Origin of the sequence: Helicobacter suis, from assembly GCF_902196125.1 — a bacterium.
GTDB lineage: Bacteria > Campylobacterota > Campylobacteria > Campylobacterales > Helicobacteraceae > Helicobacter > Helicobacter suis_B.
In genome coordinates this window covers 26,814-49,961 of sequence record NZ_CABIKG010000011.1, presented here as the reverse complement: position 1 = coordinate 49,961, position 23,148 = coordinate 26,814, and the positions used below count along the sequence as shown (strand labels likewise).

The following is a 23,148-nucleotide window of genomic DNA, read 5'->3' as shown; positions in this document are numbered from 1 at the left end:
ATTAAGTATATAATAAATTTTTTAATTAAGAGTATTCTTTACACATTACAACCCATTAAGTACAACACCCGGGCACAGCGTGGCTAGTTTTTCTATTTGTTCTTTTGTTTTAAAGCACTCCCAAAAGGGAAAATCCGCGCATTGTTTGGGGCGTACTGGATAAATAAGACACCGCTTGGTTTGTTCGTCTAAAAACACACAAGCCCACCCGTCTTTTAAATTATGGGCGGGTTTTTCTAAAAGGCTATAAGCATTTTGGACTTTTCTAATGTATTTTAAAGTAAAAGTTTCAAAGGATAAATTTAAAAAGGTACTAATAGCGCGCATTTGTTGCACACTTACAAAAACATACCCCCTTTTGCCCAAACAACACCTAGCCCCACAGCAAGTACACGCATCCGGATTAAAAGAAAATGATCTCATCGTTCAATCGCTCCATAATCAATGTAGATTCCAAAGGCTAGTGCAAAGGCTTTTTTGGTTTTAGTGATACTAAGGGGGAAACTTACTTGTACATGCGCGCTCATACCTACGATACTGTCTAAAAATTTATACAAATCATCTAAATAATTTGCCACAGCTTTAACCTGCAATTCTTCATGGAAAGAATGCCCTGAGGGGTCTATTTTGCGGTTTTTCTCTTGGATTTGTACATGGCTAAAATGTTGGTTTAAAATAGCGCTAATGGCACTAGCAACCCTTTCATAGCTAGGGGGTTTGAGTAGGTCTTTATTTTCTTGTTTAATGGCGTAATAAGATCGAAACACACTAGCAAAGTTCTTTAACTGGCGCGTTTCAATGATTCGTTGTTGTTTAGCTTCTATATCTTGGGCTCTAAAATCTTTAATTCTAGGATAAAGCACCATGCTTATCCCCCCAGCTGCTACAATCACAAATAGCGCGCCAAAGATGAGGTTTTTAACCATGCCTTGAAAGGCGATGTCTTTATGGTAGTGGGTTTTAAAGAGGGCTTCTAATTTTTGTGTTTCTTGCATTAATCAGCCTTTTTTGCAATAAAAGGTAAAACAGATGAATTAATAGAAACAAAGCTAAACCAGCCATTGCTGAGTGGGTAAAACTCTACATGGCTATTTTCAAAGATCGAATCTAATCTTTGTTGGATAGTTAATTCAAAAGATTGTTTAGAGGGGACAACTCCTTTTAAAGTGAGGCTAGAGTAATCAATGGTGATAGATTGGATTGTAATATCATCTGGAATCATCTCCAAAACGCCCCTAATAGACTCTTTGATGTTAATAATGTAATTAGATTTATCTTGAACACCTTGCAAAGTGTGCATGGTTTTATCAATGTCTTCTTTAAGCCGTAAAGTTTCGTGGCTATAAATACCGCTTTGTACTTTTAAAATTTCTACATTACGGGCAACTAGCCAAGTGTATTTTTGTAAAGCATAAGTTGTACCATAGATTGCCAATACAGAGAGTGTAATATAAAAGATCCAAACTTTGGTAAGCGAACTTACCATGCGTTTATCAATTGGCTCTCTATAACTGAACTTCACGATTTTGCTCTTTTTTAGCCAAAATCCCCATTTGTTCTACAAGAGACATAGGGACATTTATCACATCTAACATGATCTCATCTCTAAGCGCCTCAATGAGTTGGTGAGAAATTTCATAAGTGTTTAAAATAACAACTTTTTCAATAAAATCATCAATATGACAACTAGGATCGTCATAAACCGCTTTAATAGACTCTTGTAAAAAGCGCACAATATCATTTACATGGAGCATGTTATCTACTAACATTTCTGGATCTTCTGAGGGCTGGTCTTTAGCAGCAGGTTGGCCAAAATCCATATTCATCAAATTTGCCTCAATGGATTTTAAAAAAGATTGGAGTTTGTGCTCTTCTCGTTCATAAATTTCTTTATCCTCTTGTTGCATCTGTAAGCCTAGTGTTGCGCTTGTTTCAAAACGATAATATTTGCTATAACAAATCTCTTTTTTATTGCTAATCATCACAAAAAAGCGCGCATGTTCTAAAGTGGCATAGATAACAATATTATCCTCTAACATGGGTTTAATAAAACTATACATCAATAAAAAAGGGGAAAAGAGATAATCAAATTCGCGCAAATCAGAATTAAAGGTGTTAACCTCTTGTTCTAAAGCCTTTTTAGTGATGAAAAAACAATAACCATCAATTTCAAGGATCACTAAATCCTTATAAGTGGTTTGGGGGGGTAAATGCCGCTCTAAATCTGTTTTTTTACACATGCCCTGTTCTTCACTCTTTGGCATGCCACATAAATAGGAAAAGGGATAAGTTGTAAAAAAATCACTGGCATCTTTAAGGGCTCTAATTGTAACTAGACCATTTTTAACTGAGTAGACTTTGTTAATAACTTCACGGGTTTTTTTCCATTTGATCCGCTCAATACGGCTTAAAAAAATATCGCTATCATAATTAAAGCACAAAAACACATCAGAGAAAAACAAAGCCCGTATATTGTCATAAAAAGCATTTTTAAGAGATTGCCACATTCCCATTTAAGTAATCTCCATATGTGCGGCAAGCAAAGCCTTAGCCTCTAATAATCCCATGTCTTTTGGAATAAAGAAAGGCTCTAACATGTAATAATGGACTTTAGAAAAGGGTTTGGGTAGTTTAAAGCGATCCCAAGTGTTAAAAGTAAAAGCATTGGTAAAAATTACACGGCAAACCACCACCCCCACTCCTGTTTTTTGTGCCAAAGCCACCACCCCATCAGCGATGCTATGATAAGGCCCCTTAGGCCCATCTGGTGTAAGCCCCACATCTGCCCCCTCTTTTAAATGTTTCATGCCCTCAACTAATACGCGTACACCCCCCTTTTTAGACGATCCTCTAATAGACATAAACCCAAAGCATTCATAAAGCCTTGCGGCTAAACTCCCATCAAAATGCTGGCTAGCCACCACATATAAATTAGGCTTTTTTTTCAAACGCAAATAAGCAAAGGGCAACATCGCAATTTCTCCATGCCAAAAGCTAGCAATAAAGGATTGTTTTTCTAACCCCTGAGCCAAATAAAAGCGGTTTCTACAAGTTTTAAAAAGACATGTCAAAACCCAATAAATAAGCACGGGTACAGCCCGCAAAACAAAGCCATTTCTAAACCGTTTTAACAAGGTTTAAATCCCATTAAACGCCCCTTTAACCTGCCTTTATGATGCGCGATCACCTGCACGCTAACTAAATCCCCCACCTGTGCATTTAGCGCTTCAAAGCTTAATAGCCGTCCATTATCGCTACGGCCTTCTGCTAGGGGTTTTGTGATATTTTCTATTAATACTGAGTGGATTTTGCCTACCTCATCTTTTGCTTTTTGCTCTAAAATTTCTTTATGGCGGCTTTGTAAGCGTTTTAAATTGCTATGAGCAATGTTTTCTGGTACTTTTTCTAAGTGATAGGCGGGGGTGAGGGGGCGTGCTGAATAAATAAAGCTATAAAGCGTATCAAAACGCACCTGTTCTAATACCTCTAAAGTTTGTTCAAAATCTTTCTGTGTCTCACCCGGAAAACCCACAATAATATCTGTGCTAATCCCCACATCTGGTACAAGAGATTTTAAACGCGCAATGCGATCTAAATACCACTCTTTGCTATATCCTCTTTTCATCGCCTTTAAAATGGTGTTTGATCCACTCTGCAAAGGGATATGAATACTCTTACACACCTTAGGATTTTTAGCAAAACACTCTAAAAAGGCATTATCCATATGCAAAGGGTGGGGGGAGGTAAAACGGATACGCTTTAACCCATCAATTTGGCTTAGCGCCTCTAAAAGGGTGCTAAAATTAACCTTAGAGTGATCACTACTAAAACGCACCCCATAATTATTCACATTCTGCCCTAAGAGTAAAATCTCTTTAACCCCTTGTTTGGCTAGTTTTTCTGCCTCTTTTAAAATCAAATCCATAGGGATAGAAATTTCTCTACCCCTTGTATGGGGTACAATGCAATAGGTGCAATGTTTATCACAACCAATAGAGATATTTAAAAGGGCTTTAACTTGGCTAGGGGCATGGGTGTTAAAAACATAGGTGCTATCATCATGATCTAAAGATACCTCAATAGCTTTTTCTTGCTTAATAATATCTGTGATCTTAGAAATATTGCGCGCCCCTAAAACAAAATCCACACTCGGGGCTTTTTGTAAAATCTGCGCGCCCATATGGCTTGCGCTACACCCACACACGCCAATTTTGGCATGGGGCTTTTTAATCTTGGCAAACTGCCCGATCTCAGAAAATAGCTTTCTTTCTGGTTTTTCGCGCACACTACAAGTATTAATTAAAATTAAATCAGCTTCTTTAGCCTCTTTTACTTCTACATAACCCACTTTACTTAACTCGCCTACTAAATGCTGGCTATCGCGCGTATTCATCGCACAGCCCATCGTTTCTATATAAACTTTTTGGTTTTGCATGGTTTAGATAATGTGGAGTTGGTAAATAAAATCCTTCTGATCTGAACTAACCCGTACCTCAGATAAATGTACGCGGCAATTTTGCTTTTCTAAAAAGGCTAGAGCTTGTAGCATATCCTTATGGGCGTTAGTGGGTGCAAAGTAAAAAATATGTTCTTTTTTAAGGGCTTTTTGGTAGAGTTCCTCTAGGCTAATGCTATAAAGTTTACTTTGTTTTCTATCCATTTTAGCTAAGTGCAATTGCATAAAACACCTCCGATAAACTAGCCCTCTAGCTTAGCGCATGTTGGCTTAAAAGCGTTTTTAGCGCTACAACCCTCTCCCCCTGCACCCATAAATCCTTTGCGCGGCGTACATGTAAAAGCCAATTTAAAATACCGCTGATTTTAACTTCACCCCTAAAGCTAAATAAAGCTAAATCTGCAAACTTGCCTTTTTCTAAACTCCCCCCATTAAGCCCTAAGGCTTTACTAGCATGCAAAGTTGCACCTAGTAAAATCTCTGGTAACAACTCTAATAAGGGCTTTTGAAATGCCCACAAAGCCATGCGTAACTCTTCTAAAAAATTCAAATTGTAATTAGAACTCTCTCCATCGGTAGCAATGGCTATAGCAATATTTAACTGTTCAGCTAACTTTCTCTCTAAGATTTTGCCACTTAAAAGGCGATTAGAACGCGGGCATGTAATAAGAGTGGTTTGTGCGATGTGTTTAGCATGTTCTAAATGCTGGCGATTTGCAAATAAGGCATGTACGAGTAATAGGCGTTGGTTTTTAAAGAGGTCTAAAAATTCTAAGGCATTGTTATAATTGGGGCTAGGGGTGGTTTTTAAAATCTCTTTATAAAACTTTAAAAACCAACCTTGCTGGTTTTCTAACCATTCTAACTCAGCCTGCGATTCTAAAAAGTGGGTGGAGATCACAGGGCTTTTATAAGTATCTAATACCCTTTTGGCTAAATCTTTATGCACCGAATAGGGCGCATGGATAGCAATAGCCGGGATAAAACGCGCACCTTTAAGCTGCTCTGTGAGGGCATGGCGCTGGCTAAAAGTTTTAAAATTAGAGGAAGTGGCCTGCCCTCCAATGAGTTCATCAAAAAACACCACCCGCAAAGGCGAGTTTTTAAGACAATCTCGATCTAGCCCATAACTGCTAATAGCCCCCACACTGCCTACACCACTTAATAGCTGGGTTTGTATACCTCTTTGCATGTGTAATACTGATCTTTTCAAAACCTTCAATCTATTTTGCATGACACTGCTTAGCCAATTTTCAAAACTCCCATAATCAAAGCTATTTTTTTGCCCGCAAAATTCTAAATGCATATGGGGATTAACAAAGGCTGGCAAGAGTAAGCCATTTTTATCAAAATGAGATTTAGCCCCTTTATACTTTCTATTAAGAAAAGCAAAATCGCCCACATCTATAATTTCACCCCCCTGCACCACCACTCCCCCATCTTTGAGCATGTCAAAATTAGCATTACACAATAACAACGCCCGCGCGCCAATAATTTTAGTGTTCATAAATATTTTCCCCTGCTATTACAAAAAGAACAGAACCCTCTAAGATATGTTGGTGATAAATACTATAAGGGTTATTCACTTGGGTTTTTTTGTTTAAATCTACAAGCATTAAACGCGCCTCTTTACCTATAGCTATTTCCCCATAATTGCCCTTTAAAAAACGCCCGGGATTGCTTGCCATTAGGATAGTGAGTTGTTTAAGGCTAATGATTTGTGTTTTAACTAAATGCGTATAAGCAAGTGCAAAGAAAGCATCAATACTTTGCATGCCAAAGGGGGCTTCTTCAAATATTTTTAAAGAGGGCGTGTGGGTGTAGTGTAGCGAGGTGAGCATGTCTATTTGGCCATTTTGCAAGGCGTGTTTGAGGGCTTCTTGTTGTTCTTTATCCTTTAGAGGTGGCAAAATTTTAGCACGCGAATCATAGCGCTTATAAATTTGCTCTTCTAAAATCAAATGGTGTAAAGGGGTTTGTACAAAAAGAGGCGCGCCTAAAGATTTAAAAGCCTGCGTGATTTTAAGCGCTTCTAATTCTACTATGCTATCTAACATAGTAGGTATTTGGGTGTGTAAAGCCATAGCTGCATATTTGCCAACTTCTTTAATTTGAATCAAAGGGCTTACACTGGGCAAACCTAATTCATAAGCTAAAGGACTAGAGTCCATGATAGCAAGAGTAGGCCGCCCCTCATAGCCACGCACCCCACACACCAAAGGCAAACTAAGCATTTTGGCATAATCTAAAGCGGGTAAGAGTTTTTGCCCCTCCAAATTGTAAATATACAAACAAGCCGGGCTATTTGGGGGCAACTGTCCATGTAACATGGCTAAATTTTGTAACCGCTCTTTTGCATTTAAAGGGTGAAAACAAATAGGGTCTTTAAAGGCAATAGCTTGTTCTAATGCGGCTTCTAAGGGGCTAGCAATATCTTGTTGTTCTAAACTTAGAGGTTGCATATCAGGTTCATTCAAAGAGTATAAGGGGGTTAGATCGATGCCCATTAAAGTCCCCACACCCCCTTTTAAAGCCTGCTTTTTAAGCTTAAGATAGGTTTTTGCTTGCAAATTATGTAAAAACACACCTAAATCTATAAAACTAGGCAAGAGGGTATGATCTTGGCAATCTATCACGCTTTCATGCTGGCTAGGGCTTAAAAAATTTTCTATTGATTCAATATAATCGCCCACTACCCGCACATCTACTCTTTCCCCCTCTGCTAATCTTGCATTTTTTAATAGCAAAAAAATCTCCTATAATCGCAATAAAAAAGCGCCCAAACGATCCATCTGCCCGCTTATAATTAAAATCCCCATTAAAAGTAAGATTAACCCTGAAATTTTTTCAATCCAGTAAGCATATTGTCTAATTTTTTTAAGAAACCCTAAAGCTTGGTTGATCACTAAAGCCACGATTAAAAAGGGCACACCAAAGCCTAGTACAAATACCCCTAATAATGCCATGCCATAGACATGCTGGGCTCCGCTTAATAATACAATGCTAGTAAAAATAGGCCCAATACAAGGAGTCCACCCTAGCGCAAAACTCATTCCAAGCACTAAGGGTACTAAACTCTGTAAAAACGGGTTTTTAAACTCCAGATGCATGTCCCAAGTTTTGCTTTGATAGAGTAATTTAATGGGTAAAATCCCTAAGAAATGCAGCCCAAATAAAATCACTAAAGATCCAGAAATTACCCGTGCCCATGTACCATTTAAATAAGCGTGCATGATCTTAGCCATAGAAACCCCAATGAGCCAAAAGATCAACCCAAAACCTAGTACAAATAAACTAGCCTTAATCAAGATAGAAAAACGGCTAGCTTGGCCATTTTTAAGGTCTTCTAGGGAGGTTTGGGAGATATAAGACATGTAGGCTGGAATGAGGGGTAAAATACAGGGGCTTAAAAAGGCTAAAATCCCGGCAAAAAATGAGGCCACTAGTGGCATGTGATCAAAAATAGATAATAGGGTATCCTCCAACATTTCAGTTATCCTAAGTGTTTTTTGCTATAATAACAAATCTTTAAGCATACTTAGAAAATTAAGGACACTGACATACACCACATGCTAACAAATAACCCTGAAGAATCCCCCGTTTGTTCTTTTAAAGATTTGGGTTTGCACTCTAAAATCTTAAAATCCATTGCTGATGCGGGTTTTACTAGCCCTAGCCCTATCCAAGAAAAAGCTATTCCTGTTATCTTAGAAGGCAAAGATGTGATCGCCCAAGCCCAAACCGGTACCGGCAAAACCGCCGCTTTTGCTTTGCCCATTATCCAAAACTTGCAAAATGATAAAAGTATAGAGGCGCTTATCATCACCCCCACGCGTGAGTTAGCCATGCAAATTAGCGATGAAATTTTTAAGCTAGGCAAGAGCTCGCGCACCCGTACTATTTGTGTTTATGGGGGGCAAAGCATTAAAAAGCAATGCGATCTTTTAGAGAGAAACCCGCAAGTCATGATTGCTACCCCCGGGCGACTCTTAGATCATCTAAAAAATAAACGCCTTAAGCGTTTTGCCCCTAGAGTGGTGGTACTAGATGAGAGCGATGAAATGCTAGACATGGGGTTTTTAGATGATATTGAGGAGATTTTTAATTACTTGCCCGAAGATGCCCAGATTCTACTCTTCTCAGCAACCATGCCCGCTCCCATTAAAGACTTGGCTAATAAAATACTACAAGACCCTATCTCTATTCACATCGCCCCTACCCATGTAACTAATGCTGATATTTCCCAGCGTTTTTATGTGATCAATGAACATGAACGAAATGAAGCAATCATGCGCTTATTAGACAAGGAAAATCACAGCAAAAGCATTATTTTTATGCGCATGAAAAGAGAAGTAGATGAATTACACCAATTTTTAAGCGCTAAGGGCTATAAAACCACGCCCTTACATGGCGATATGGAACAACGCGCCCGCCGCGAATCTATTAAGGCTTTTAAATCTAAACAAGCTGATGTTTTAGTGGCTACTGATGTGGCCAGTCGTGGTTTAGATATTAGTGATGTCAGCCATGTTTTTAATTACCATTTACCCTTAAATACAGAGAGTTATATCCATCGTATCGGGCGTACTGGGCGCGCGGGTAAAAAGGGTGTGGCTATTACTCTAGTAACGCCTTTAGAGTATAAAGAACTCCAACGCATGCAAAAAGACATCGGTTCTTCTATTGAGCTTTATGAAATCCCTAATATGAATGAAGATCGCTTGATTCAAGCTATCTCTAAGGTAGAAGTGGACGCGGAAGTGGTGAGCTTATACGAACAACTCACCGAACAATTTGAACCCTCTCAATTAGTACTTAAGCTCTTGAGTTTGCAATTTAAAAGCTATAAAGTTGATTTAGATCAGATTTTAGTAGAACCTAAGCCAGTTACGCGCCCTAAAAAATATGCCTCTAAAACTTATAAAAGTGGGCGCTCTAAAGACCCTAGACGCAGATATTAAGGTTGGATATGAATCACCCCTACATTTGGCAAGATAACGCCATTGTTCCATTTGATAAGGCTACAGTCCATGTGCTAAGTTATAGCCTGCATTATGCAAACGCTGTTTTTGAAGGTATCCGCGCCTATAAAGGTAGCGATGGTTTGTATGTTTTTAGATTACACGATCACATGCAAAGACTCTTAGATTCTTGTAAAACTTTAATGCTTAATCAAGTGTATACTTTAGAGGCGCTAAAACAAGCTACTTTAGATCTTTTAAAAGCCAATGCCTGCAAAGAGGATACTTATATCCGCCCGCTTGTGTTTATGGGGCTTGGTAGTTTAGGGATTTGTAGTAATAATCCTCCTATCCATACTATAATTGCCACAGTAACATGGAAACACAACCCAATAGAGGGCATCAAGGTTAAAACCAGTTCTTTTAGAAAAAACGATGTACAATCTAGCCCCAATAAAGCTAAAGCTAGCGCGCATTATCTTAACTCCCAGCTAGCCAAACAGGAGGCACTTCTGTGTGGGTTTGAAGATGCTTTATTGCTAGATAATCAGGGTTTTGTGGCTGAAGGCTCTGCTGAGAGCTTTTTTATGGTACAGCGCGATCATCTCATCGTTCCTCCCCTAGATTATGCCCTAGATTCTATCACCCGCCAAACCGTTTTAGAATTAGCCGCGCATTTACAAATCCCCATCATAGAGCGCCACATAGCACGGGAGGAAATTTATAACGCCCAAGAGGCCTTTTTTGCAGGTACAGGGGCAGAGATTTTGCCCATTAAATCCCTAGATTGTAGACTTATAGGTGGCCAAGAAAAACCCATTACTCAGGCTTTAGCAGAGGCGTATATGCAATTAGTTAGAGGCGAGCTTAGCGCACTCAAACACCATATCACCAAGGTGTAGGGGAAAAATACATGCCCATTGATCTAAACGAGCATTTGAAAAAGAAACAATCCAACCAATCAGAACCCCCTAAGATTCCTCCCAAAAATACTCCGCTTAAACCCCCATTTCCTCCCGTGTTACAATCCAGAAAAATCACTTATATAATTATTTTTTTCATTCTCTTAGCTTTTTTATTGATCACCAAACCTTTTACGGTGATTCAATCCGGGGAAATTGGAATTAAGATCACGGCAGGTAAATACGATCCCATTCCTTTACAACCGGGCATTCACTTTTTTGTCCCCATTGTGCAAGATATTTTAGTCATTGACACACGCGTACGCACCATTAACTTTTCACGCACAGAAGACATGGGCATTGTGGGCAAAAATCAGGGGATTTTTAGAAACGATGCGATCAATGTGATGGACTCTAGAGGGCTTACGGTTTCTATTGAACTCACTGTGCAGTATCGTCTAAATGCTAAAACCACCCCCCAAACCATCGCCACCTATGGATTAAGCTGGGAGCAAAAGATCATTAATCCAGTAGTACGCGATGTGGTGCGATCGGTAGTGGGGCGCTATCCAGCTGAGGATTTGCCTATTAAGCGCAATGAAATTGCTACTCTGATTAATACTGATATTAATAAAGAAGTTTCTAAGTTACCCAATTCTCCGGTAGAATTAAGTTCGATTCAACTTAGAGAAATTGTACTACCCCAAAAAATTAAAGAACAAATTGAAAAGGTACAAATTGCGCGCCAAGAGTCTGAGCGGGTTAAATACGAGGTAGAACGCGCCAAACAAGAAGCCCAAAAGCTTGCGGCTTTGGCTAAGGGAGAGGCTGATGCTAACCGCATTAAAGCACAGGGGGTAGCTGATGCAATTGTGATTGAGGCTAAGGCTAAATCGGCGGCTAATTTAAGTGTTGGGCAAAGTCTAAATGACCGGCTTTTACAACTGCGCCAAATTGAGGTACAAGGGCAATTTAATGAAGCGCTTAAGGCTAATAAAGATGCCCAGATTTTATTAACCCCCGGGGGAGCAGTGCCTAATATTTGGCTAGATACAAAGAGTAAGCAAAAAGCCCTAGCAGGGCATGGAAGTCAACACTGATTACATGCTAACTGCTCTTTTACAAACAGTTTTAAGCCACCTAAAGATATTTTGGGAACAAGCTAGCCTTTTTGCTTTGGTGATCTTTGGGTTGCATTGTGCTTTTTTTCTCTGCTTTTTTATTCTAGGTTTGTCTTTTAGAGGGTTGGCATCTACTCTATTTCATTTAATCGCTCTTGTCTTTTTGTTCGCAACACCCTTTGGGGTGCGCTACACTTTAGAACAACAGCTTTTTAAAATCCAAGCCACCGTACAACAAGCTTTTTCTTTTACTTATACAAGTGCCTTTGTTGCAAAGGTACATATTAAAAATCAGGGTTATTTACCCATTCATAAATGTTTTTTACGCCTAGATGTGTTGTTACCCTCTGCTAATAAATTCCAAAGTTTTTTACACCAGTGGGTTTTTGCACACTCTTATATCCAAACTTTCCAACTCTCTTTACCCCCCCATAAAGAACAAAGTCTAGTCATGAATATAGAACCCTATCCTTATAAACAAGCCTCTTTCAAACTTTCTAGTGCCTGCCACTAGTTTTATTAACTAAACTTAGTTAGAATAGCCCAAATTTATTTTTAAAGGATATGGCATGGCAGTTGGTATCTTCTATGGCACAGATAGCGGGAATGCAGAAACAGTGAGCAATAAAATCGCAACACATTTAAGCGGCGCAAAAGTTTTAGATGTGAGTAAGGCTAGCAAAAGCGATTTTGATGGCTTTAGCTCTGTGGTTTTAGTTGCGCCTACTGCAGGGGCTGGGGATTTACAAAGCGACTGGGAGGAATTTTTAGGAACGCTAGATGCGTCTAATTTTGCCAATAAGACCGTTGCGCTTGTGGGTCTGGGTGATCAAGATACTTACTCTGAAACCTTTGCTGAGGGCATTTTTCACATCTATGAAAAAGCTAAGGCTGGTAAAGTTGTGGGCTTTACTTCTACAGATGGGTACACTTTTGAGGGGTCTAAATCTGTAGTGGGTGGTAAGTTTGTAGGGCTTGTGCTAGATGTGGATAACCAAGATGAGTTAACAGATGAGCGCATTAACGCTTGGGTTAATGAAATTAAGGGGCAGCTATCTTAAGTCTTTAAAAAAGGGGGGGTCTTTTAGGTTTGTTTATCATGAGCGCATATAACAATCTAATCTCATTATAAGGAAACCTATGCAACCTAGATGGTGTTACTTACGCCCTGAAATAATTTTCTCAGCCCTGCTAGTTTTGGGCTTCTGCGCTTGTGGTTCTAATCCTCCTCATAAAAGAGATGTTTTCTTGCAAAACATGCCAGCTTGGATGGTAGAAGATCGCAGCATGTTTGTTACTCAAGGCATTGATAGCTCCCATGTTATTGATGGACAAGTGGAGCGCTCAGAGAGAATAGCTAGAGAGAGGGCGCGTTTCCGTGTAGCTGAACATATTGCTAATAAAATTAAGGAAATTTATACTAAAGATCAAAATGCTGATCAAAAATCCTATGATAGTGAGGTCTTTTCAGAGATCACGCAGGCAATTGCTGCTAGCTTTGATAAATGGGTACAATTAGGGGAATATATTAACCCTAATAACCAAGAGGTATTTATGCTCATGCGAGTAGATGGCTATAGTCCCGGCCGTCTGCTAGATAGACTTGAAAAAATAAACACCCTAAGTACACAAACTGTTAAAGATATTGTGCAAGCTGTAAAAACTATCTTTAAAGAGGCCATAGATTATGGTGATGTTAAGGTTCCACAAAGCATGTAAAAAAGGCACTACCCGGTGGTGTTTAGGGGTTTTATTTAGCAAGGCGCGATTAGATTTGATTCAAGCAATGCTTTATTACTTAAATTGAGTTATTCCTATGTTAGACTACCCCCTAGTTTATTAAACGAGGGTGTGTTGTTTTTAAAATCGTGGTATGCGCGGGTTGTGTCTATGATTTTGCTTGTTTGGGGGTGGGCTGGGGCTAATGATTTGCAAATACAACACCTTAAAGAGGCATATAAGCGTATCGAGCATCAGATTAATTCTAGTAATAATATTTGGTTAAAAAAATTTAGCAATGCTGAAAGTTATGAGGAAATTTATACAGAGATTCAAAGCGTCCAAAACCAGCTTAAAACTCTTAATAACAAAAAGGATAGCGATACGCTTAAAATTAACACACTAAAGCATGTTTTACAAGCCCTTAAACACCAAGAGGAATTATTAGAACGCTATAAGATGAATCCCTTTAAAGACCTTGTAGAAAAACCTAGTATCCCTAATATCCCTAATATCACAAACCCTATTGCAATCGTGGAGGGGATTTCCTTTATTAAGAAAATCAAAGCCCAGTATAGCACCATGAAGTCGCATCAAAAGAGTTTATATAACATCTTAGCCTTAATCAACCAAAAATTAGACATTCTAACCCAATTAGAATCCCAAAACGAAGCTTCTAAGAAAGAAAGTTTTGCTAAGCAAATCTACCAAGAACAGATCAAAAAGATCGAATTACAAGGCGCGCAAAATCTTTTAAAAATCAGCATTGATGTGTTTGCTAAGGATATTGAAGAGGCGAGTTTAAATATCAACTCCCAAATTAAAGATCAAATCCTTAAATTAATTTATGTTGTTTTAATCGCCTTAGTGAGCATTGTTTTAGCTTGGGCTTTAAAGATCGTTAGCCATAAATATATCCATAGCAACGAACGCGCCTACACCATTAATAAGGCGATTAACTTTGTTAACGCTAATGTTGTGGTGCTAATTTTTCTCTTTGCTTATCTTGAAAATGTTTCTTATTTAGTAACTGTGCTAGGTTTTGCTAGTGCTGGGCTGGCCATTGCCATGCGCGATTTATTCATGAGTCTTTTAGGGTGGTTTACAATTATTATAGATGGCAATATCCATGTAGGCGATCGAATCAAAGTCTCTAAAGATGGAAACACCTATGTAGGCGATGTTTTAGATATTTCTGCGCTTTATATCACAATCTTAGAGGAAGTAACCCTTACAAGTTCTAAAGAAAATAGTTATCGCGCGGGGCGCATTATCTTTATCCCTAATAATTATATTTTCACTAATCTACTTTCAAACTATAGCCATGCTGGCATGAAAACGGTGTGGGACGGGATTGATTTTTTTGTTACCTTTGATTCTAATTATAAAAAGGCTATGGAAATTGCCCTTAGTATTGCTAATGTCCATGCCAAGCAATATACCGAGATGACCTATAAACAAATGAGTAACATGCGCACTAGGTACTCTTTGCGCAACACCAGCGCCAACCCGCGCGTCTTCATGGCTTTAGAAAAAGATGGGGTACATATCAGTATATGGTATCAAACAAATTCATACGCCACTTTAGTACTCAAGTCTAAGATTTCAGCCGACATTTTAGATGCACTCCTTAAAGAACCTGATATTTTTGTAGCTTACAGCACAATTAAGTTTATTAAAGAAGGTGGAGATGGTTTTGGGAATAAAGAGCATAGGATTTTATGATGAAACAAAAAGTCTATTTTAAAACCTTTGGATGCCGCACTAATTTATTTGATACTCAGGTTATGTTAGCGCATTTAAAGGATTTTGAAAGTACAGATCATGAAGAAGAAGCCCAAATTGTGGTACTTAACTCTTGCACGGTTACCAATGATGCAGATTATAGCGCTAGAAGTTATGCTAAAAAAGCCACCCGTTTAGGTAAAAAGGTGTATTTTACCGGCTGTGGGGCAAATACACAGGGGCTACAACTCTTTCAAAGTGGGCATGTTTTTGGAGTCTTTGGGCATGATCATAAAGAAGAAATTAATGCCTTACTCCAAGAAAAACAGGGGTTTTTCCATGAAGATAAACAAGAACACTTAGATCAAATCCTTTTATCTAATTTTGTTGGTAAGACGCGGGCATTTGTCAAGATTCAAGAGGGCTGTGATTTTCGCTGCAGTTACTGTATTATCCCAACCGTGAGAGGACAATCTAGGAGTTTAAATCAAGATCATGTTTTAAAACAAATTACTATGTTGTCTCAAGCAGGCGTATTAGAGGTGGTGCTTACAGGGACTAATGTAGGCAGTTATGGGCTTGATAGAAACACTAATTTAGCCCGTTTAATTCTTAAAATTGCAGATTCAACTTCTATTAAACGGGTGCGCATTGGCAGTTTAGAGCCTAGCCAAATCAATACAGAATTTTTAGACCTTTTAGATCACCCCATTTTAGAGCGGCATTTGCATATCGCACTCCAACACAGCCATGACAACATGTTAAGGCGCATGCGGCGGCGTAACCGCGTTAGTAGCGATATTAAGCTTTTAGAAAAAATAGCCTCTAAAGGTTTTGCAATTGGTACAGATTTTATTGTAGGCCATCCTTATGAAGATGAATTAACTTGGCAAGAGGCGCTATTAAATTTTAAACAACTCCGGTTAACCCATATCCACCCCTTTATCTACAGCGTGCGTAACAACACCCCCTCTAGTAAAATGCCCTTAAGTGTACGCGTTCCGGGTGATATTGCTAAAACTAGATTAGATCAAATCAAAACCCATGTAGCTATGCAAAATCTGGCATTTAGACAACAACTTAGAGAGAATAAAGAGGTCTTAGAGGTGATAGTAGAAAGTTTTAAAGCCCCCTATTATCGTGGCTATGATCAGTATTTTAACCCGGTTAAAATCCTCTCTAAGCAAAATTTAAAAGGGCTTGTGTGTCTAAATACCTATGAAGTGAGAGCTGATGCTAACTATGCCACGCTCTAAAAAAGCTTTGATTGGGGGGTTTGCTTTACTAGTGGGGGTGATCTTTATTGCCTTTTTATTGTTTAGAGAACCAACAGAACTTGTGAGTATCCGCGATTTTAACGCGCTTTTGCATTCTGATAAAATCCAAAGTATCAAAATTGATAGCCACTATATTTATCTTAAGATCAATTTTAAGATTTATAAAACCGCACGGCTAGGGTGGAAAGATTCCATGCAATTTCCTACAAATATCCCTATTGAAGTGTTACAAGAAAGTAAGACAACAGAGCAATTATTAGATTTGGTGATTATTTTCTTCTTTTTGGTGCTTTTAGCTATTTTGTTGCGTTTTGTGTGGAGTAGAAAAACTTTGCTCCAACCCTCTTATGAAACCCCCAAGCTACAAAACACCCCCCTACCCTCTTTACACGCAACCTTGCCTAATGTAAGATTTGCAGATGTAGCCGGCACTAAAGAAGTTAAAGAGGAATTGTATGAAATTGTGGATTATTTGAAAAATCCTAAAAAGTACCAAGAGCTTAAGATCAAATTGCCCAAAGGCGTACTTTTAGTGGGCCCTCCGGGTGTGGGTAAAACCATGATTGCTAAGGCTTTAGCCTCTGAGGCCAAAGTGCCTTTTTTTTATCATAGCGGGAGCGCATTTGTACAAATTTATGTGGGTGTGGGGGCTAAGCGGGTGCGCGAATTATTTGCCAAAGCCAAAGCCTTTAGCCCCTCCATTGTTTTTATTGATGAAATTGATGCAGTGGGTAAGGCCAGAGGACACCAGCGCAACGATGAAAGAGAAGCCACGCTCAACCAACTTTTAACAGAAATGGATGGCTTTGAGGAAAGCGCGCAAGTGATTGTGATTGGGGCGACTAATAAAATAGATGTGATTGATGAAGCGCTTTTAAGAAGTGGCCGTTTTGATCGGCGCATTTTCATCTCTCTACCCGATTTAGAGGAAAGAGTTCAGATTTTACAATCTTATTTGAAAGATAAAAACCACACCCTAGATTGCATGGAGGTGGCTAAAATCTGTGTGGGCTTTAGCGGGGCGATGTTAGCCTCTTTGGTGAATGAAAGCGCGCTTAATGCATTAAGGCATAATACGCAGGTGATTACCATGAGAGATATTTTAGAAGTAAAAGATAAGATCGCCTTTGGTAAAAAGAAAAATGTCGCTCTAAGCGAACAAGAAAAAAATCTCTATGCGCTTTATCAGAGTGCTAAGGCGCTTAGTGCTTATTGGTTAGAGGTGGCATTTGATAAGGTTTTATTAGTGGGGGATTTTCTCATCGCTAGCGATCAAAGGATTTTAAGCAAAAGTGAAATGAATAATAATATCAAAGTCTATTTAAGTGGCATGATCATTTTAGAACTTTTCTTCCAAGAACACTACACTTTAGCTAAAGACGATCTCAAACATGCCCTTGAGATAGCCAAACGCATGTGTGAGGAATATGGCATGGGGGATAAGTTTATCGGGGATAGGGCAGATATGGAGGCTTTATTAAGCACACTTTATAAAGAACAGCGAGATTTTCTGAGTAATTCTAGAATGCAAGTAGAGGCTATGGCTAAGATTTTATTAGAAAAAGAAAAACTCTCTAAAACCCAAATGCAAGAAATTTTGCGTTCCTTTGTCTGATGCATTACTTTAGTGGCTTTTGTTTTAGAGGGGAAAAATGGCTATTTGATTGGATTTTAAAACCTTATGGGCTTTATAACATTGCTGGCTTTAGCTATGGGGCGATTAATGCCCTTGAGTTTGCCTATAAGCAAGTTAAACAGGGTTTACGGGTACAAAAACTCTTTTTAATTTCACCTTGCATGTTAGCTTTCAAACCTAAAGCTTTTAAGCGGCTACAAATTTTAAGTTATCAAAAAGACCCAGCCCTTTATGTGCGCTCTTTTTTGCAAAACATTGGTTGGAATAGCTTACTTGATTTAAACCCTAATTTAGCACGCTTCACACATTTAGGCAGTTTAGAGGATTTAAAAATTCTTTTAGAATACACCTATAGCGCAGAAAAACTAGCGTTTTTATACGATGAGGGGGTCTCTATTAGTGTGTTTTTAGGGCTAGAAGACAATTTGCTAGATATTAAAGAAGCCTTGCATTGTTTTAAACCTTATGCAAGTGTGTGGCAGCTTAAGGGGGCTAATCATTTATTACAAAAGCCTTTAATTGTTTACTAGGCTATCTTATTTTTTTGCTACAATTCTTGCCTTTTTGTTTTTTGTGATATGGATTTTTATGAATTTTTCGTTTTAAGGGAATTTCATGACTTTTAAGAGCAAAATTATTCTTTCGCTAGTTGTTCTTGTAACTTTGTCTTCTATCGTGATTACCGCCGTTGCCACTTATCAAATACAAAAAGGCATCATGCAACGCACCCAGCGATCTCTTTCTATGACAGCGCATATTCTTTCTAACTCTTTAGAAGAATGGGATAATAATATCCGCACAACCCTAGAAAGAACAGCCAAAACCTTTAACAATGTGGATTTAAGCGATACACCACGGCTTAAAAAAATCCTAACTTTTGTACAAGATGGCCTGAGATCAGCAGATGTACATGTGGCCTTTGAAGATGGGAGTATTATTAAACTTGTTGGAGAAGCGCCTAAAGGATATGATCCTAGAACTAGAGAATGGTATCAATACACCAAAGAGCATAAAAGACTTTTTGTTACCCAGCCTTATATGGAGCTTTTTACAAAAAAAATTGTGATCACTTACGCCCTGCCGCTAATTCAACATGGAGTTTTTAAAGGTGTTTTAGCCTCTGATATTTATTTAAGCAGTGTGTTTCACTCTATCCGTCGATCTTTTAGACCTAACCAACGAATACACCTCATCGATCAAAATGGCACTATTTTAAGCTCCTCTGTTTATAAAGAGGGCACAAAATACCACGCTAGCGATCCACAATTTTTACAGCGCATTTTATCCACCCAATCTGGTTTTTTTGAACAAGAAGAAAAGGGAGGAGAGAGAAAATTTTATATCTATGATACGATTAATGGTTTAAATTGGAAGTTTATCACCACCGTTATTAAAAAAGACGCGCTTCAGGATTTATCCGCGATTCAATCCTCTATGCTCACCTCTGCATTTATCTTTTTAATCATCGCTTTGGCTATCCTTTATGCTGTGATTCAAGTTTTGTTTAGACCCTTAGTCAACTTGCGTAATCTCGTTGTTGAACTAGCATCTCAAGAGGGGGATTTAACCAAAAGATTAGCGGTTAAGGGAAAGGGCGAAATTGCAACTATCTCTGAAAATGTCAATAAACTTTTGGCTAAGATACAGGGGATTATTTCTAAGATTAAAGAGGTGAGTTCTGAGAACACTAAAATTGCTAATACTTTACACGCAAGCTCGGTAAGTGTGCAAAAACAAACCCAAGAGGAAAGTAAACTTATCGGAGTGGCTATGGAAAATAGCAATAATATCATTAGCACGATTTTAACCAGTGTTGCAAATGCAGATAATAACAATAAAAATCTATTACAAACCGATAACACCTTAGAGGAGATTCGATCTAAAATCCAAATCTTAAGTAAAGACTTAGCCAATAACGCCCAACTCAGTGTAGAATTTTCTAATAACTTAGAAGAAACTTCTAAGAATACTGAGAATATCAAGGCAGTTTTAACAATCATTTCTGATATTGCCGATCAAACTAACTTATTAGCCCTGAATGCGGCAATTGAGGCCGCAAGAGCGGGTGAACACGGGCGCGGGTTTGCAGTGGTAGCTGATGAGGTCAGAAAGTTAGCCGAAAAAACCCAAAAAAGCTTAACTGAAATCCATAGCACCATTAATGAAGTGGTGCAAAGTGTGGGCGATATTAGCCAAAATTTACACACCAACTCCCAAGAAATCCTTAAAACTTCTGAACTCACCCATTCTTTACAAGAAATGGTCGATTCTAATGTAAAAAATATCCAAGCGGTGATTAATGCCACGACTCAAGATGTAGAGGAATTTAAAGGGGTGGCTAGTGCGGCTAAAGTGATTGTCAATGAAATTTCAGAGATTAATAAATTAGCTAGTTTGAGTTATGAAAATGTACAAGATGTAAGCAAGGCTAGCACTTCTTTAAATGAAATGGCTAAAATCTTTGATACAGAACTGGGTAAATTTAAGGTCTAATGTGTATGTAAAAAATTCTGTGGCTTATTTGTGCGTTGTTTTGGTTGGGTTGGTACTCATCTTAGGGGGGTGCTCAGATCATAAAAAGAAAAAAGAAGCAGCACAGCAAAAAGTAGAAAAACAAACCCCGCCCACTTTCCACTTTTTAGATCAACAACACCAAGAAATGCAGTTTAAAATAAACGACTCGATCCTAGAAATTAAGCCCTCTAAAGCTATGCCAACTTTGATCATGGTTTTAGACCTAAGCTCGCAAATGTCGCCCTACACCCTTTTATTAGAGCATTTACAAAGCCATTTTAAGCAGGTGCGCTTTTTAGCTATCCTTAATAAAGCCTATCCTCAAGATCAATTAGATAGCTATGTTGCAAAACTTGGCTTGCATTTTCCTTTACTTAATCCCATGCAATCAACTTCTTTTAGCGCGCGTTTTTCTTGGCCACTACCCTATTTTTTACTCTACAATGCTAAGGGGCAACTTTTACAAAATTACCATGGGGCTATTGTGGAGGAAATGTTATCTAAAGACCTCCAAGATTTATTAGACACTGAGGAAAAATAATGTTTAACTTTTTTAAAAAGACAATCCAAAATGTCGCCTCTTTACTCAAAAATAAAGACGCTACCTTTAGCAAGGAAAGTATAGAAGAAATTTTAATTGGCTTTGATGTGCAGTATGATTTAGTGGAAAAATTACTAGAACACCTACCCGAGCAAATCAAACGCAACCATTTAGAAGTGGCCTTGATGCGTTTTTTGCGCAAAGAAAGCCATTATGATAAAGTTAGTTTAAAACCTATTGAGGGTAAACCCTTAGTCTCTTTAATTTTAGGGGTTAATGGAGCGGGCAAAACCACTACCATTGCTAAACTGGCTAAAAAACATCTTTTAAATGGGCAAAAAGTGCTTTTGGGGGCGGGGGATACTTTTAGAGCGGCTGCAGTTAAACAACTCCAACTTTGGGGGGAAAAGTTACAATTAGAAGTGATTAGTGCGGGGCAAAATAGCGATCCTAGTGCGCTGGCTTATAACACCATAGAAGCCGGCACAGCAAGAGGCATGGATCAAATTATTATTGATACTGCTGGGAGATTACATAACCAAACCAATCTTAAAAACGAGTTATTAAAAATCTCTAAAGTTTGCTCTAAGGCTTTAAAAGGCGCGCCTTATTATAAAATTTTAATTTTAGATGGCACGCAAGGTAGCTCGGCTTTAGAGCAGGCTAAAATTTTCCATGAAAGTTTAGAATTAGACGGGGTGATTGTAACTAAGCTTGATGGCACAAGTAAGGGGGGGTGTATTTTAAGTATCCTTTATGAATTGCAATTACCCATTTTGTATTTAGGTGTGGGGGAGAAAGAAGATGATTTAATTGCCTTTGAAGAGAGAGAATATATTAAAAGCCTCTTAGATGCAATCTTTAAAACCGATGGCTAAAAAATCCCGTGTCTTTGAATGCCAACATTGTGGGTTTATCAGCCCTAAATGGCTAGGTAAATGCAATAATTGCAACCAATGGGAAAGCTTTATAGAACACAGCACAGAGAAAATTAAAAGCCCTTCTAAGAATTCTGTACCTATCTCTATTGCTAGTGTAGAACATGAAAGAATTAGCGCCTTTAGCTCGACTCAAATAGAATTAGACATTGTTTTAGGCGGGGGGATTGTACCCGGTGGGTTGTATTTAATTGGGGGTAGTCCGGGGGTGGGTAAATCTACTTTATTATTAAAAGTAGCCGGCGGGCTAGCTAAAAAGGGCTACCGCGTGTTGTATGTGAGTGGGGAGGAAAGCGCAGGACAGATTCGTTTAAGAGCGGAGCGTTTACAATGCGTGCAAGAAAAGCTGTATTTACTCAATGAAATTAATTTAGATGTGATCAAAACTAGTTTATGCGCTGAAAATTATGCTATTTGTGTGATTGATTCAATTCAAACCCTCTATTCAAGTGCTATTAGTGCAGCCCCGGGCTCTATTTCTCAAGTACGCGAAATCACCTTTGAGCTTATGCGCTTAGCCAAACAAGAACAAATCGCAATTTTTATCATCGGACACATCACCAAAGAGGGTTCTATTGCTGGGCCTAGGGTGCTTGAACACATGGTAGATAGTGTGCTGTATTTTGAAGGCGATCCAAGTAGAGAATTGCGCATTTTACGCAGTTTTAAAAACCGCTTTGGTACAACTAGTGAGGTGGGCATTTTCCAAATGCACCAAGAGGGTTTGATCAGCGCTAAGCAAGCTTCTAAACTTTTTTTTTCACAAAAAGAGAGTTTAGCAGGGAGTGCATTAAGCGTTGTTTTAGAGGGTTCGCGCGCGCTTATCTTGGAAATACAAGCCCTTGTATGCGAAAGCTCTTTGAATAACCCTAAACGCTTGGCTACTAGCTTTGATACTAACCGCTTGCATATGCTCTTAGCTTTATTAGAGAAAAAACTAGAAATCCCGCTTAATCGTTACGATGTTTTTATTAATGTCTCTGGAGGGATTAAAATTAGCGAAACAAGCGCGGATTTAGCCGTGATTGCAAGTATTTTATCTAGTTTTAGAAACCGCCCCATTAGCAACAAAACAGCCTTTATTGGGGAAGTGGGTTTAACTGGATCCTTACAAGAAGTGCCTAATTTAAATGTGCGTTTGAAAGAAATGGAAAATTATGGCTTTTTAAAGGCCATTGTACCTAAAAGGCCTAATATCACAACCCCCATTGCCTGCTATGAGGCTAAAGATGTTTCTAAAATCATTGAATGGATGTAAAAGTCTAAATCTTTAATCCTAAACTACGCTTATTTCTAGTTTACTCTTTCTTTGATAAGCTTGGCTCTGTTGTAGCACAAAACCTTTAGTGGCTTTATAG

24 protein-coding genes are annotated in these 23,148 nt (G+C 38.6%); 14 read left to right on the top strand and 10 right to left on the bottom strand.

The features are described 5' to 3' along the window. Positions 1-45 precede the first annotated feature (45 nt). Genes G6Q00_RS05480 through G6Q00_RS05435 form a run of 10 tightly spaced genes read right to left on the bottom strand, consistent with a single transcriptional unit; the run spans position 46 to position 7,944 of the window. Positions 46-423 (bottom strand): YkgJ family cysteine cluster protein, encoded by a 378-nt coding sequence (locus G6Q00_RS05480; protein WP_163532344.1) that lies wholly within the window; start codon positions 421-423, stop codon positions 46-48. Continuing rightward, on the bottom strand, positions 420-995 hold the full coding sequence (locus tag G6Q00_RS05475) for a hypothetical protein (protein WP_163532343.1): 576 nt from the start codon (positions 993-995) through the stop codon (positions 420-422). Before G6Q00_RS05475 ends, G6Q00_RS05480 begins: the two co-directional genes overlap by 4 nt. Further along, entirely contained in the window at positions 995-1,522 is a 528-nt protein-coding gene (locus G6Q00_RS05470; RefSeq protein ID WP_240331009.1) for a hypothetical protein, read from the bottom strand. The genes G6Q00_RS05475 and G6Q00_RS05470 overlap by 1 nt, the downstream gene beginning before the upstream one ends. Further along, complete coding sequence (locus G6Q00_RS05465; protein ID WP_163499361.1) at positions 1,506-2,513, bottom strand: hypothetical protein; 1,008 nt, start codon at positions 2,511-2,513, stop codon at positions 1,506-1,508. Before G6Q00_RS05465 ends, G6Q00_RS05470 begins: the two co-directional genes overlap by 17 nt. After that, entirely contained in the window at positions 2,514-3,134 is a 621-nt protein-coding gene (locus tag G6Q00_RS05460) for a lysophospholipid acyltransferase family protein (RefSeq protein ID WP_163499360.1), read from the bottom strand. Continuing rightward, positions 3,128-4,435: a tRNA (N6-isopentenyl adenosine(37)-C2)-methylthiotransferase MiaB gene (gene miaB, locus G6Q00_RS05455; RefSeq protein WP_163532342.1), complete on the bottom strand. Its 1,308-nt coding sequence runs from the start codon at positions 4,433-4,435 to the stop codon at positions 3,128-3,130. Before miaB ends, G6Q00_RS05460 begins: the two co-directional genes overlap by 7 nt. Before the next feature lie 3 nt (positions 4,436-4,438). Then, positions 4,439-4,681: an HP0268 family nuclease gene (locus G6Q00_RS05450; RefSeq protein WP_163499358.1), complete on the bottom strand. Its 243-nt coding sequence runs from the start codon at positions 4,679-4,681 to the stop codon at positions 4,439-4,441. Positions 4,682-4,706: 25 nt separating this feature from the next. Then, positions 4,707-5,963, bottom strand: a complete 1,257-nt coding sequence (gene mqnF / locus G6Q00_RS05445) for an aminofutalosine deaminase family hydrolase (protein ID WP_163532341.1) — start codon at positions 5,961-5,963, stop codon at positions 4,707-4,709. Beyond that, positions 5,953-7,203 carry an amidohydrolase family protein gene (locus G6Q00_RS05440; protein WP_163532340.1) on the bottom strand — a complete coding sequence of 417 codons (1,251 nt, stop codon included), beginning with the start codon at positions 7,201-7,203 and terminating at the stop codon, positions 5,953-5,955. Before G6Q00_RS05440 ends, mqnF begins: the two co-directional genes overlap by 11 nt. 9 nt (positions 7,204-7,212) lie before the next feature. Next, positions 7,213-7,944 (bottom strand): cytochrome c biogenesis protein CcdA, encoded by a 732-nt coding sequence (locus G6Q00_RS05435; RefSeq protein WP_163532339.1) that lies wholly within the window; start codon positions 7,942-7,944, stop codon positions 7,213-7,215. An 81-nt stretch (positions 7,945-8,025) separates the two neighbouring features. On the opposite strand from G6Q00_RS05435, the gene G6Q00_RS05430 reads away from it, so the two are divergent. From G6Q00_RS05430 to radA, 14 genes are all read left to right on the top strand, one after another. Continuing rightward, positions 8,026-9,417 carry a DEAD/DEAH box helicase gene (locus G6Q00_RS05430; protein WP_205426531.1) on the top strand — a complete coding sequence of 464 codons (1,392 nt, stop codon included), beginning with the start codon at positions 8,026-8,028 and terminating at the stop codon, positions 9,415-9,417. Between the two features lie 8 nt (positions 9,418-9,425). Continuing rightward, positions 9,426-10,319: a branched-chain amino acid transaminase gene (locus G6Q00_RS05425; RefSeq protein WP_163532338.1), complete on the top strand. Its 894-nt coding sequence runs from the start codon at positions 9,426-9,428 to the stop codon at positions 10,317-10,319. 11 nt (positions 10,320-10,330) lie between these two features. After that, positions 10,331-11,419, top strand: coding sequence for a prohibitin family protein (locus G6Q00_RS05420; protein WP_163532337.1), 1,089 nt, complete (start codon positions 10,331-10,333; stop codon positions 11,417-11,419). Continuing rightward, positions 11,403-11,954 (top strand): DUF2393 family protein, encoded by a 552-nt coding sequence (locus G6Q00_RS05415; RefSeq protein WP_240331008.1) that lies wholly within the window; start codon positions 11,403-11,405, stop codon positions 11,952-11,954. Before G6Q00_RS05420 ends, G6Q00_RS05415 begins: the two co-directional genes overlap by 17 nt. Positions 11,955-12,009: 55 nt before the next feature. Further along, on the top strand, positions 12,010-12,501 hold the full coding sequence (locus G6Q00_RS05410; protein WP_163499352.1) for a flavodoxin: 492 nt from the start codon (positions 12,010-12,012) through the stop codon (positions 12,499-12,501). A 79-nt stretch (positions 12,502-12,580) separates the two neighbouring features. Further along, on the top strand, positions 12,581-13,159 hold the full coding sequence (locus G6Q00_RS05405; RefSeq protein WP_163499351.1) for a hypothetical protein: 579 nt from the start codon (positions 12,581-12,583) through the stop codon (positions 13,157-13,159). A 171-nt stretch (positions 13,160-13,330) separates the two neighbouring features. Next, a complete protein-coding gene (locus G6Q00_RS05400; RefSeq protein ID WP_430750790.1) occupies positions 13,331-14,884 on the top strand; it encodes a mechanosensitive ion channel family protein in 1,554 nt (517 codons plus the stop codon). Continuing rightward, entirely contained in the window at positions 14,881-16,140 is a 1,260-nt protein-coding gene (gene mtaB / locus G6Q00_RS05395; RefSeq protein WP_163532336.1) for a tRNA (N(6)-L-threonylcarbamoyladenosine(37)-C(2))-methylthiotransferase MtaB, read from the top strand. The genes G6Q00_RS05400 and mtaB overlap by 4 nt, the downstream gene beginning before the upstream one ends. Then, positions 16,127-17,776 carry an AAA family ATPase gene (locus tag G6Q00_RS05390; RefSeq protein ID WP_205426534.1) on the top strand — a complete coding sequence of 550 codons (1,650 nt, stop codon included), beginning with the start codon at positions 16,127-16,129 and terminating at the stop codon, positions 17,774-17,776. Before mtaB ends, G6Q00_RS05390 begins: the two co-directional genes overlap by 14 nt. Then, positions 17,776-18,327 (top strand): pimelyl-ACP methyl ester esterase BioV, encoded by a 552-nt coding sequence (gene bioV / locus G6Q00_RS05385; RefSeq protein WP_163532335.1) that lies wholly within the window; start codon positions 17,776-17,778, stop codon positions 18,325-18,327. Before G6Q00_RS05390 ends, bioV begins: the two co-directional genes overlap by 1 nt. An 85-nt stretch (positions 18,328-18,412) precedes the next feature. Next, positions 18,413-20,290 carry a methyl-accepting chemotaxis protein gene (locus G6Q00_RS05380; protein ID WP_240331006.1) on the top strand — a complete coding sequence of 626 codons (1,878 nt, stop codon included), beginning with the start codon at positions 18,413-18,415 and terminating at the stop codon, positions 20,288-20,290. A 1-nt stretch (position 20,291) separates the two neighbouring features. Next, positions 20,292-20,852 (top strand): hypothetical protein, encoded by a 561-nt coding sequence (locus G6Q00_RS08595; RefSeq protein ID WP_240331005.1) that lies wholly within the window; start codon positions 20,292-20,294, stop codon positions 20,850-20,852. Then, entirely contained in the window at positions 20,852-21,730 is an 879-nt protein-coding gene (gene ftsY, locus G6Q00_RS05370; RefSeq protein WP_163532334.1) for a signal recognition particle-docking protein FtsY, read from the top strand. The genes G6Q00_RS08595 and ftsY overlap by 1 nt, the downstream gene beginning before the upstream one ends. Continuing rightward, positions 21,723-23,048, top strand: a complete 1,326-nt coding sequence (gene radA / locus G6Q00_RS05365) for a DNA repair protein RadA (protein WP_163532355.1) — start codon at positions 21,723-21,725, stop codon at positions 23,046-23,048. Before ftsY ends, radA begins: the two co-directional genes overlap by 8 nt. Positions 23,049-23,148: the final 100 nt, after the last annotated feature.

Bases quoted from the DNA above. Each gene is read 5' to 3' on its own strand.
- G6Q00_RS05480 (WP_163532344.1), bottom strand. From the start codon at position 423: ATGAGATCATTTTCTTTTAATCCGGATGCGTGTACTTGCTGTGGGGCT.
- G6Q00_RS05450 (WP_163499358.1), bottom strand. From the start codon at position 4,681: ATGCAATTGCACTTAGCTAAAATGGATAGAAAACAAAGTAAACTTTAT.
- G6Q00_RS05405 (WP_163499351.1), top strand. From the start codon at position 12,581: ATGCAACCTAGATGGTGTTACTTACGCCCTGAAATAATTTTCTCAGCC.
- G6Q00_RS05400 (WP_430750790.1), top strand. From the start codon at position 13,331: ATGATTTTGCTTGTTTGGGGGTGGGCTGGGGCTAATGATTTGCAAATA.
- G6Q00_RS05380 (WP_240331006.1), top strand. From the start codon at position 18,413: ATGACTTTTAAGAGCAAAATTATTCTTTCGCTAGTTGTTCTTGTAACT.
- G6Q00_RS05430 (WP_205426531.1), top strand. From the start codon at position 8,026: ATGCTAACAAATAACCCTGAAGAATCCCCCGTTTGTTCTTTTAAAGAT.
- G6Q00_RS05420 (WP_163532337.1), top strand. From the start codon at position 10,331: ATGCCCATTGATCTAAACGAGCATTTGAAAAAGAAACAATCCAACCAA.
- G6Q00_RS05475 (WP_163532343.1), bottom strand. From the start codon at position 995: ATGCAAGAAACACAAAAATTAGAAGCCCTCTTTAAAACCCACTACCAT.
- G6Q00_RS05435 (WP_163532339.1), bottom strand. From the start codon at position 7,944: ATGTTGGAGGATACCCTATTATCTATTTTTGATCACATGCCACTAGTG.
- G6Q00_RS05410 (WP_163499352.1), top strand. From the start codon at position 12,010: ATGGCAGTTGGTATCTTCTATGGCACAGATAGCGGGAATGCAGAAACA.
- ftsY (WP_163532334.1), top strand. From the start codon at position 20,852: ATGTTTAACTTTTTTAAAAAGACAATCCAAAATGTCGCCTCTTTACTC.
- mqnF (WP_163532341.1), bottom strand. From the start codon at position 5,963: ATGAACACTAAAATTATTGGCGCGCGGGCGTTGTTATTGTGTAATGCT.
- bioV (WP_163532335.1), top strand. From the start codon at position 17,776: ATGCATTACTTTAGTGGCTTTTGTTTTAGAGGGGAAAAATGGCTATTT.
- G6Q00_RS05415 (WP_240331008.1), top strand. From the start codon at position 11,403: ATGGAAGTCAACACTGATTACATGCTAACTGCTCTTTTACAAACAGTT.
- G6Q00_RS05390 (WP_205426534.1), top strand. From the start codon at position 16,127: ATGCCACGCTCTAAAAAAGCTTTGATTGGGGGGTTTGCTTTACTAGTG.
- mtaB (WP_163532336.1), top strand. From the start codon at position 14,881: ATGATGAAACAAAAAGTCTATTTTAAAACCTTTGGATGCCGCACTAAT.
- radA (WP_163532355.1), top strand. From the start codon at position 21,723: ATGGCTAAAAAATCCCGTGTCTTTGAATGCCAACATTGTGGGTTTATC.
- G6Q00_RS05465 (WP_163499361.1), bottom strand. From the start codon at position 2,513: ATGGGAATGTGGCAATCTCTTAAAAATGCTTTTTATGACAATATACGG.
- G6Q00_RS05425 (WP_163532338.1), top strand. From the start codon at position 9,426: ATGAATCACCCCTACATTTGGCAAGATAACGCCATTGTTCCATTTGAT.
- miaB (WP_163532342.1), bottom strand. From the start codon at position 4,435: ATGCAAAACCAAAAAGTTTATATAGAAACGATGGGCTGTGCGATGAAT.